This is a genomic window from Curtobacterium sp. MCBA15_013 (genome assembly GCF_001865095.1).
Taxonomy (GTDB): domain Bacteria; phylum Actinomycetota; class Actinomycetes; order Actinomycetales; family Microbacteriaceae; genus Curtobacterium.
Genome location: NZ_MJGQ01000009.1, coordinates 46,679 through 56,559 on the forward strand (window position 1 = coordinate 46,679; position 9,881 = coordinate 56,559).

General features: G+C 71.4%; 8 protein-coding genes and 1 tRNA gene. 1 reads left to right on the forward strand and 8 read right to left on the reverse strand.

Annotated features, from left to right (window positions below; translation table 11 throughout):
- Positions 1-90: 90 nt before the first annotated feature.
- The 8 genes from BIV01_RS07240 to BIV01_RS07275 form a co-directional block, all read right to left on the reverse strand.
- Positions 91-1,431: a threonine/serine exporter family protein gene (locus BIV01_RS07240; protein WP_175473662.1), complete on the reverse strand. Its 1,341-nt coding sequence runs from the start codon at positions 1,429-1,431 to the stop codon at positions 91-93.
- 102 nt (positions 1,432-1,533) lie between these two features.
- Positions 1,534-1,607, reverse strand: a tRNA-Leu gene (locus tag BIV01_RS07245).
- A gap of 72 nt (positions 1,608-1,679) precedes the next feature.
- The gene (locus BIV01_RS07250) at positions 1,680-3,167 is read right to left on the reverse strand and encodes an NAD(P)/FAD-dependent oxidoreductase (protein ID WP_071302388.1); all 1,488 of its coding nucleotides are present in this window, start codon (positions 3,165-3,167) and stop codon (positions 1,680-1,682) included.
- Positions 3,168-3,210: 43 nt separating this feature from the next.
- The gene (locus tag BIV01_RS07255; RefSeq protein ID WP_071302389.1) at positions 3,211-3,759 is read right to left on the reverse strand and encodes a DUF501 domain-containing protein; all 549 of its coding nucleotides are present in this window, start codon (positions 3,757-3,759) and stop codon (positions 3,211-3,213) included.
- Between the two features lie 35 nt (positions 3,760-3,794).
- Complete coding sequence (locus tag BIV01_RS07260) at positions 3,795-4,328, reverse strand: FtsB family cell division protein (protein WP_070416773.1); 534 nt, start codon at positions 4,326-4,328, stop codon at positions 3,795-3,797.
- 300 nt (positions 4,329-4,628) lie between these two features.
- On the reverse strand, positions 4,629-5,912 hold the full coding sequence (gene eno / locus BIV01_RS07265) for a phosphopyruvate hydratase (protein ID WP_071302390.1): 1,284 nt from the start codon (positions 5,910-5,912) through the stop codon (positions 4,629-4,631).
- A gap of 98 nt (positions 5,913-6,010) precedes the next feature.
- Positions 6,011-7,255 carry a histidine--tRNA ligase gene (hisS, locus tag BIV01_RS07270; protein WP_071302391.1) on the reverse strand — a complete coding sequence of 415 codons (1,245 nt, stop codon included), beginning with the start codon at positions 7,253-7,255 and terminating at the stop codon, positions 6,011-6,013.
- 317 nt (positions 7,256-7,572) lie between these two features.
- A complete protein-coding gene (locus tag BIV01_RS07275) occupies positions 7,573-8,355 on the reverse strand; it encodes a MazG family protein (protein ID WP_071302392.1) in 783 nt (260 codons plus the stop codon).
- 121 nt (positions 8,356-8,476) lie between these two features.
- Here BIV01_RS07275 and nhaA point away from each other — a divergent pair, with 121 nt between their 5' ends.
- Positions 8,477-9,655, forward strand: a complete 1,179-nt coding sequence (gene nhaA / locus BIV01_RS07280) for a Na+/H+ antiporter NhaA (RefSeq protein WP_071302393.1) — start codon at positions 8,477-8,479, stop codon at positions 9,653-9,655.
- Positions 9,656-9,881 lie beyond the last annotated feature (226 nt).

The following is a 9,881-nucleotide window of genomic DNA, read 5'->3' on the forward strand; positions in this document are numbered from 1 at the left end:
CTGGAGGCGCGGTGCGGGCCGGCACCGCGCCTCCCGTCCCGCAGTGGGTCGCGTCCACGGCGACTGCCGCGCTCTCCGCGCTGCGCGCGTCTACTGGGTCGCGTCGACCCCGCGGTGCGGCGCGTTCCGCGCGAACAGCCCCGGCAGCAGGCCGCCGATCTTCGTCCCGATGCAGAGACTGACGAACGTCGCGAGCGGGTTCGCCAGCGCCTCCGGGTCGAACGTGGCGACCGCGACGAGCCCGACCGTCCCCGGCACGAGCAGCAGGAACGCCGGGAAGAACGAGACCGTCGCCGGGATCGCCGGCACCAGTCGCTCCAGCAGCCGCGTCGCGACGAACAGCAGCGCGGCGGTCGCACCGGTGGCGACGACGCTCCCCCACAGCGGGGTCGTCCCACTCACCAGCGCGTAGGCCGTGACCATGACCGCGACGGACACGAGCGTGAGCCGCCACCCCGACCGGAAGACCAGGCCGAGGCCGACGGCCAGCCCGACCACCGCGACCCACGACACCCAGTAGGACGGGACGGCCTCCCACCCGCCGCGGTCCGTGCCGACGTCGGCGACCTCGCCGACGAGTGCCGCCGAGGACGGGTCGACGCGCAGCCCGGTCAGCGCGCTCCCCGACGCGATGCCCGCGGCCATGAACCCGAGCATGATGAGCCCCTGCACGAGCCGCGAGGACCCGGTCACGATGTCGGCCGCGGTGAGCTCGAGCAGGGCGTTGGTGATGAGGGCTCCCGGCACGAACACGGCCACGGGGGCGCACACGGCGAAGAGCGGGACGTGGTCGAACCCGGTGCCGGCGGCGACGAGCCCGACGATGGTCGTGGACACGAAGGCCGCGAGGAACGGGATGATCGCCACGGCCTCGCGGAAGCGACGGAGCACGAGCCCGATCACGCCGACGAGGGCTCCGACGGCCAGCGCCACGAGGATCGCCCACCACGGGCAGCGGAACACCACCGCGAGTCCGGCCGAGGTCAGGGCGTTGCCGAGGATCCACGGCAGTGCCGGCGGTGGGACGGTCCCGGCGCGGATCGCTCGGACCCGTGCGGGGATCTCGGCGAGGGCGATCGAGCCGCTCTCGAGGCCGAGGACGAGCCGGTTCGCCCGGGCGGCCTGGCGGCTCGAGAGCTCGACGCCCTCGGCGTTGACGATGGTGGCGGCGCCGGTGGCGACCTCGCTCACCATGACGAGGGCGGGGAGGACCCCGACGGCGAGCGTCGGCCCGACCCCGGCGGCATCGCGCGCCTTCTCGAGCGCCGAACGGACGTCCGTGACCGAGCTGCCGGCGTCGAGGAGGAGGGCGCCCAGCGTGCCGAGCAGCATGCCGGTGGGGACGGTCTCGCCGTCGACCACCTCGACGTGGGCCTCGGGTCGGCCGAGGGCGTTCCGCAGGTTCGCGAGCGCGCTTCCGAATCCGACCACCCGAGAATGGTAGCGGGGGCGGGGTTTCGCGCTGCGCGACAGTTCACGCGCGGGCGACGCCGTGAAGTGTCGCCGAGCGCGAAACGTCGTCCGCCACCTCGGTACCCCCGGTGGGACTCGAACCCACAACTCGGCGATTTTAAGTCGCATGCCTCTACCGATTGGGCCACGGGGGCGGGCCGCAACAGCCTACCGACGAAGACGAGGCGGCCACCCCATGGGGTGACCGCCTCGTCTGGAGCGTGTCGCTACTTGGCGTCCGCCTCGGCCTTCACCGGCTCGGCGTCGTTCGAGACGTCCTTCGCCGGCTCGCCGTACGCGGGACCGGCCGCACCGGCGGGCTTGCCCTCTTCCGGAGCGGTGGTCGGCTTCGACGCCTCGACCGGTGCCGCGGGGGCCTCGGCTGCGGGCTTCGGACGGGACGCGAACGCCTCGAACGCGGCGCGCGGGGTCTCGCGGTCGTCGAGCGACGCGATGTCGCGGCCGAGGAAGAAGCCACCGACCCAGTCGCCGATGACGCGCCACTTGCGCTCCCACGACGGCATCGCCAGGCCGTGGTAGCCGCGGTGGGCACCCCAGGCCAGGAAGCCCTTCATGGCGAACTTGCCGGACTGGAAGACACCGATGCCGAGACCGAGGCCGGCGACGGCACCGAGGTTCTCGTGCTTGTAGTCGGTCGTCGCCTCGCCGCGGATCGTCGCGACGAGGTTCTTCGCGAGCTGCTTCGCCTGGCGGACGGCGTGCTGGGCGTTCGGTACGCAGAACCCGCCGACGCCACCACCGGTGAGGTCCGGCACGGCCGCGACGTCACCACAGGCCCACGCGTCGTCGATCACGCCGTTGTCGTCGACCACGCGCAGGTCGGGCTGCACGCGGATGCGGCCACGCTGCTCGAGCGGGAGGTCGGTGCCCTTGACCATCGGGTTCGCCATGACACCGGCGGTCCAGATGATGAGGTCGGACTCGATCTTCTCGATCGCGCCGTCGTTGGTCTTGAGCTCGCAGACGCCGCCGACCGCCGAGGCCAGCTGCGTCTCGAGGTGCACCGTGGCGCCGCGCTGCGCGAGGTTCTTGAGCACCCAGTGCGACGTCTCGAGCGACACCTCGGGCATGATCCGGCCCATCGCCTCGACGAGGTGGAAGTGCGTGTCGTCGAACGACAGCTCGGGGTAGCTCTTGAGCAGGTCGGAGACGAACGAGCGGAGCTCGGCGAACACCTCGATGCCGGCGAAGCCACCACCGACGACGACGACGGTCAGCAGGCGGTCACGCTCCGGGCCGGCCGGCAGGGTCGCTGCCTTGTGGAAGTTCGTGAGGATCTTGTCGCGGATCGCCGCGGCCTCTTCGATCGTCTTCAGGCCGATCGCCTCGTCGGCGACGCCCGGGATCGGGAAGGTACGCGAGACCGCACCCGCGGTCATGACGATCTGGTCGTAGGACTCCTCCCACGCCTCGCCCTCGGCCGGGGTGATGGTCGCCGTCTTGCTGGCGTGGTCGACCTTCGTGACCTTGGCGGTGACGACGCGCGTCTTCTTGAGGTGACGGCGGTGGGAGACGACGGCGTGACGCGGCTCGATGGAACCGGCGGCGACCTCGGGGAGGAACGGCTGGTACGTCATGTACGGCAGCGGGTCGACCATGACGACCTCGGCTTCGCCCTGACGAAGGTGCTTCTCGAGCTTCCAGGCGGTGTAGAAGCCGGCGTAACCGCCGCCGACGACGAGGATCTTGGGCACGGTGGATGATCTCCTTGGAGTGGGGTGGTTGCCGGGAGGCTGGTCAGAATTCGCCGCCACCCGCCCCGACTCCGGCGTCTGCTCCCTCATCATACGCCCGGCACTCACACCGGGCAGGCGACCAGCTCGTGCGCTCGAGCGCGAGGTCGCCGATGGGGTTGACGCCGGGTCCGGCGGCGAGGGCGTGTCCGACGAGGGCGTGCAGGCACTTCACGCGGGTGGGCATGCCACCGGCGGTGATGCCATCGATCTCGTCGACGTGCTCGATCGACTCGCGATCGGCGAGGTAGGACTCGTGCGCCGCGCGGTACTGCTCGGCGACGATCGGGTCCTCGAGCAGGGCTGCCAGCTCGGGCATGACCTGGTTGGCCTCGAGGGTGCTGACCGCAGCGGTGGCCGCGGGATGGCACAGGTAGTACAGCGTCGGGAACGGGGTGCCGTTCGACAGCCGGGGCTTCGTGGACACGACGGTGGGGTTGCCACAGACGCAGCGAGCAGCGATCCCGATGACGTCACGCGCCGGTCGGCCGAGCTGCGCCGAGACGACCTGGATGTCGCGTTCGGAGGGCGGGTCGAAGGGAGGGGTCGTCACGGGTACGTGAGCCTACCGGAGTCCCGCGCGTCGTCCTACTTCGTGTCGCCGGTGCCGGAGACGTCCGGTGCGACGAGCTGCTGCGTGGTCTCGTCGGTGAGCCCCGAGGTCAGCACCGACGACAGCATCGCCTGCACCCAGTCGACCTTCGGTGTCTGCACGGTCGAGCTCACGGGCGTGCCGGAATCGGTCGTCGGCGTCGACTCGGCCTTCCGGTTCTCGCTGCCCATCACGAGGTAACTTTCCTCGCCCGGGTACACGTAGAGCAGTCGGTCCCGAGCCTGCGCCTCGATGTACGCGGGGTCGTCCCAGCGCGCGACGTCCTTCTTCTTCTGGGCGACGTCGGCCTTCTGGCTCGCGACCTCGCGCTGCTGCTGGGCGATCTGCTCCTGCTGCTGGATCAGGGTCCGGAGTGACGGCGCGAGCACGACGACGAACAGCACGATGATGGCCAGCATGAGCAGGCTGAACCCGGAGAACCGGATCGAGCGGTACCACGGCTGCTCGGACGAGCCGCCCTCGGGCAGCGCCACGGGGACGCGGCGGACACGGGGCTTCTGGCTGGGCACGGTCCGACGATAACCCGCCGGCGGGCCTGCTGGCGGTCGGCACGCGGCCGTTCGGCGCCCTCTCAGCGGGCGATCCAGGAGGCGCGGCGCACCCCCGGAACGCTGCCAGCGCCCGGCACGCGGTCGCGCAACACGCCGCGGGCGATCCGCTGAGGTCGCACGATCGGTCGCCCGCATCGGGCGGGAGCGGCAGTTCGTGCGACCTCGACGGTCGGCGCGCGGCATGCCGTGCGACCTCGGCGCCCGAACGACGAGACGCCGCCCTCCCGGAGGAGGGCGGCGTCTCGTGGAGGGCGCTGGTTACAGGGAAGCCGAGCGCGGGAAGGCCGAGCGGCCCGCGTAGACTGCGGCGTCGCCGAGCTCTTCCTCGATGCGGAGCAGCTGGTTGTACTTCGCGACACGGTCCGAGCGGGCCGGGGCGCCGGTCTTGATCTGGCCGCCGTCGACCGCGACCGCGATGTCCGCGATCGTGGTGTCCTCGGTCTCGCCGGAGCGGTGCGACAGGATCGCCGTCATGCCGTGGCGCTGAGCGAGGGAGACGGCGTCGAGGGTCTCGGTCAGGGTGCCGATCTGGTTCACCTTGACGAGGATCGAGTTCGCGGCCTTCTCGTCGATGCCCCGCTGCAGGCGCGTCGGGTTCGTGACGAACAGGTCGTCACCGACGATCTGCACCTTGTCGCCGAGCTCGGCGGTCAGGTGCGACCAGCCGGACCAGTCGTCCTCGGCCAGCGGGTCCTCGATGGTGGCGAGCGGGTAGTCGCGGACGAGCTCGGCGAAGTAGGCCGTGAACTCCTCGCCGGAGAGCTGCTTGCCCTCGAACGCGTACTTGCCGTCGTGGAAGAACTCGGTGGAGGCGACGTCGAGGCCGAGCGCGATGTCCTTGCCCGGCGTGAAGCCGGCCTTCTCGATCGCGGCGAGCAGGAAGTCCAGCGCAGCGCGGTTGGACGCGAGCTCCGGGGCGAAGCCGCCCTCGTCGCCCAGGCCGGTCGCGAGGCCCTGCTTCTTCAGCTCGCCCTTGAGCGCGTGGTAGGTCTCGACGCCCCAGCGGAGCGCCTCGGAGAACGACTCGGCGCCGTAGGGCACGAGGAAGAACTCCTGGATGTCGACGTTGGTGTCGGCGTGCGCGCCACCGTTGACGACGTTCATGAGCGGGACGGGCAGCGTGTGCGCGTTCGGGCCGCCGAGGTAGCGGAACAGCGGCAGGTCGGCCGAGTCGGCTGCCGCGCGTGCGACGGCGAGCGAGGCACCGAGGATCGCGTTCGCACCGAGGCGCGACTTGTTCTCGGTGCCGTCGAGCTCGATGAGCGCGGCGTCGACGAGGCGCTGGTCGGTGGCGTCGAAGCCCTCGAGCGCCGGACCGATCTCGTCGAGGACCGCGTCGACGGCCTTGAGGACGCCCTTGCCGCCGTAGCGGGAAGCGTCTCCGTCACGGAGCTCGTACGCCTCGAACGCACCGGTGGAGGCGCCGGACGGGACGAGTGCGCGCGAGACGACCCCGTCGTCGAGCAGGACCTCGACCTCGACCGTCGGGTTGCCTCGGGAATCGAGGACTTCGCGTGCGCCTACGGCGTCGATCTGGGCCACGGGGTACTCCCTACACGTTCGGTTGTGGTGATTGCGGAGTCGATCCTAGCGAGGCGCGGGTGAACACGAGGCGTGCATGACGGGCGACTGTGGAGAACTCACGCCAGCGGGCGGAACTCCACACCCTCGAGCGACTGCGTGTCGGCACCCACGGAGGCGAACGCGTCGAAGCCCTGCGCGACGAGTCCCGCGAGCAGGTTCTTCATGTTCTTCGTGCGTCGCTCGAGCCGGACACGACGGTGCCCCTCGAGCGCTTCGGCCTTGAGCGCCGCGAGCTGGACCGGGTCGACGTCCTTGTCGTACACGAGCACGACGGCGTCGGACTCGGCGGACTCCGGGAGCGTGACGAGGTCGACGAGCCGCTCGAACCCGAGGGAGAACCCGACCGCGGGCACGTCCTGCCCGAGGAACCGGCCGATCATGCCGTCGTAGCGCCCGCCACCGCCGAGGCTGTAGCCGAAGTCGGGGTGCGCGACCTCGAAGATCGTGCCCGTGTAGTAGCCCATGCCACGGACGAGTGTCGGGTCGAAGCGCAGGTCGACGCCCGGGAGCGCCGAACGGAGCCGCTGCAGGTCCTCGAACGCGTCGGCATCGAGCCACGTGGCTCCCCCGACGGCGTCCCAGTCGGCGGTCTCGAGCGTGCGGATCGTGTCCTCGAGCCCGGGGAGCTCGACGCCGACGGTCTCGCGGAGCTCTGCCGCGACGCCGTCCGGCCCGATCTTGTCGAGCTTGTCGATCGTGATGAGCGCACGGTCGGCGGCGGTCGGGTCGGTGATCCCCCACGATCCGAGGAGCGCGAGGAGGATCCGGCGGTCGTTGATCCGGATCGTGGTGCCCTGGACCCCGAGCGCGTCGAGGGCAGCGGTCGTCGCCCGGATGAGCTCGATCTCGGCGAGCTGCCCGGGCTCACCGAGGATGTCGATGTCGCACTGCACGAACTGCCGGTAGCGCCCCTTCTGCGGGCGTTCGGCACGCCAGACCGGGGCGATCTGCACCGACCGGAACACCGACGGCAACTCGGCCCGGTGCGTGGCGTAGAAGCGCGCGAGGGGCACGGTGAGGTCGAACCGCAGCCCGAGGTCGGCGAGGTCGAGCGGTGCACCGGCGTGCTGCAGGTCCTCGGTGGAGAGCCCGCGCTTCATGACCGCGAACGCGAGCTTCTCGTTGTCGCCGCCGAGGCCCGAGTGCAGGCGGGCGGCGTCCTCGACGACCGGGGTCTCGATCTCGTCGAACCCGTGGCGCGCGTACACGTCGCGGATCACGCCCAGGACGTGCTCGCGCCGGGCCTTGTCTGCCGGGAGGAAGTCACGCATGCCACGGGGAGCCGTCACGGTCGGAGCCATGGATCGATTCTGGCAGATCGACCTCCCCGGCTTGCACACGTTCCGACCGGCTGATATTCTTCATCCAGAACCTCGGTTCGACGGGTGCCTGATCCATCCGACGAACCGATCGCGTGGGCAACGTGCTGCAGTGTGCCCCGCGGTTCGAGTGGGCTGCTCCATCGGCACCGCATCCCTGGTGGTGCCGTCGGCCCACTCGCGGGCGTCCTCCTTTTTTCGGGTTGGGAGGACGCCCGCACTCCCCTCGCCCGCGCCCCCAGCACCCCGCACGCGCACCGCGTATCCGCACCTGCACCGTTCGGGCGCGGCAGGTCGCCTCACTCTCCGACGCGGCCGGCCGCCTCCAGCTCCGCGACCGCGGCACGCAGACTCGCGATCGGGTCGATCCCGGTGCCACGCGCCTCCGCGATCATCGCGAGCACGGCGGTCCCCCACCCGGCGTCCACGACGGCACCACCGGCGCCTTCCACCCGCACATCCCGACCAGGACCCGTGTCCGGAACCGCACCCGCGTCCGGAACCGCACCCGCGGCCCCCGGTCGCGCCCCCGCACCCGCAGCACCGGCGTCCGGGACGCCACCCGCGCCTCCCGACCGCGCCCCCGCGCCCGCCGCCGCGACGACGGAGGCGACGACCGCGTCGGAGTCCCCCCGTTCCTCCAGGCGTTCCAGCAGCTTCACGGCCCGCTCCATCGGCGGCATCGCCCGAGGGACCCCGTCGAAGACGCTCCGCCGCGAGGACTTCTCCGCAGCCTTGGCCGCCCGCCAGACGCGCACGACGTCCTCCACGGTGTCCGCCCGTTCGTCCCCGAACACGTGCGGGTGCCGGCGCACCATCTTGTCCCGGGCGCCGGCGGCCACGTCCTCGAGGTCGAACGACTCCGCGAGTCCCGCGTGGAGGACCACCTGGTAGAGCACGTCGCCGAGCTCCTCGCGGAGTTCGTCGTCATCCCCGGAGTCGATCGCGTCGACCAGCTCGTACGACTCCTCGACCGCGTACCGCGCCAGCGAGGCATGGGTCTGGGCGCGGTTCCAGACGCACCCTCCGGCGGGGTCGAGCAGGCGGTCGACGACGGTGACGAGGTCCGAGACGGCGGTCATGCGGTCATCGTGCCACGCAGTACACCATGGACGCCGCGGAGGGGCGGCCGGTATGCTGTACGTGGCGTGTCGGGAAGTCTGGTCGACGATCTCCCACCCGACCCTTCTCCGACGGAGCTCCATGCCGGCAATCGTCCGTTCCCCCCGTTTCAGCGCCATCGCCCTGCTCACCGCGGCGGTCCTCGGGCTCGTCGTGGCGAACTCGCCGCTCGGCCCCGGCCTCGAGCACCTCCTGCACGTGCAGGCCCCGTGGGGTGCGGTCGGACTCGACCTCTCGGTGTCGCACTGGATCAGCGACGGGCTGCTCGCGGTGTTCTTCCTGCTCGTGGCGATCGAACTGAAGCACGAGCTCGTCGCCGGTGAGCTGTCGAACCCGAAGACGGCGGTCATCCCCGCGATCGCGGCGGTCGGCGGCGTTCTCGTCCCGGCCGGCATCTACCTCCTCGTGACCGCAGGGACGCCGTACGGGCACGGGTGGCCGATCCCGACCGCGACGGACATCGCCTTCGCGCTCGGCGTCCTGGCGATGTTCGGTCGCGGGCTGCCCTCGACGCTCCGGGTGTTCCTGCTGGCCCTGGCGGTGCTCGACGACCTCATCGCGATCATCATCATCGCCGTGGTGTTCGCGCACGACACCGACTTCCTCGCGCTCGCCGGCGCCGTCGTCGTGCTCGCGCTCTTCTGGCTGCTCGGCAAGGCTCTGCGCCCCGGGCGTCCCGGCCAGGCCTGGGTCATCGCGGGCATGGTCGTGCTCGGCGTCCTGACGTGGTGGCTCGTGTACCACTCGGGCGTGCACGCGACGATCGCGGGCGTGGCGCTCGGGCTCGTCCTGCCGCGCCGCCCCGGGCATACGCTGCACGGCAACGTCGAGCCGTGGTCGAACGCGATCGTCCTGCCGGTGTTCGCCTTCGCGTCGGCCGCCGTGGTGGTGCCCGCCGTCGGCATCGGGGAGCTGTCGCCGACGTTCTGGGCGGTGGTGCTCGCGCTGCCGGTCGGCAAGGTGATCGGCATCACGCTGTTCGGGGCGGTGGCGACGCGGATCTTCCGGGCGCCCGGCCGCTCGACGCTGTCGTTCTGGTCGATCGTCACGGTGGGCGTGCTCGGCGGGATCGGGTTCACGGTCTCGCTGCTCATGAACGAGCTCGCCTTCGCCCGCAACGAGGAGATCCTCGACGAGGGTGTGCTCGCCGTCCTCGTCGGCTCGGGCATCGCGATCGTGGCCTCCGCCGTCGTGGTCAGCCTGCGGGCGCGTCGGTACCGGGCGCGGCGGGAGCTCTCCGAGGCCGAGGCGACCGAGTAGCGGGGTCGCGCGGGGTCCGTGCGCGCGCCTGATCCGACATTGCACGCGTCGATCGACCGGCGGAACGTCGGATGATGCACGCGCAAGAGATGCGCGCGCACGTTCCGACTTTGCACGCGTCGATCGACCGGCGGAACGTCGGATGAGGCGCACGGACGCAAGCGTCCCGCGCACACCGGCGCGCACGCGCCCACGACGCGACCACCGACGGACGGGAGGCGCGGCG

Excerpts from the sequence above, each read along its gene's own strand:
- hisS (WP_071302391.1), bottom strand. The coding sequence starts at position 7,255 with ATGGCTCCGACCGTGACGGCTCCCCGTGGCATGCGTGACTTCCTCCCG.
- BIV01_RS07275 (WP_071302392.1), bottom strand. The coding sequence starts at position 8,355 with ATGACCGCCGTCTCGGACCTCGTCACCGTCGTCGACCGCCTGCTCGAC.
- nhaA (WP_071302393.1), top strand. The coding sequence starts at position 8,477 with ATGCCGGCAATCGTCCGTTCCCCCCGTTTCAGCGCCATCGCCCTGCTC.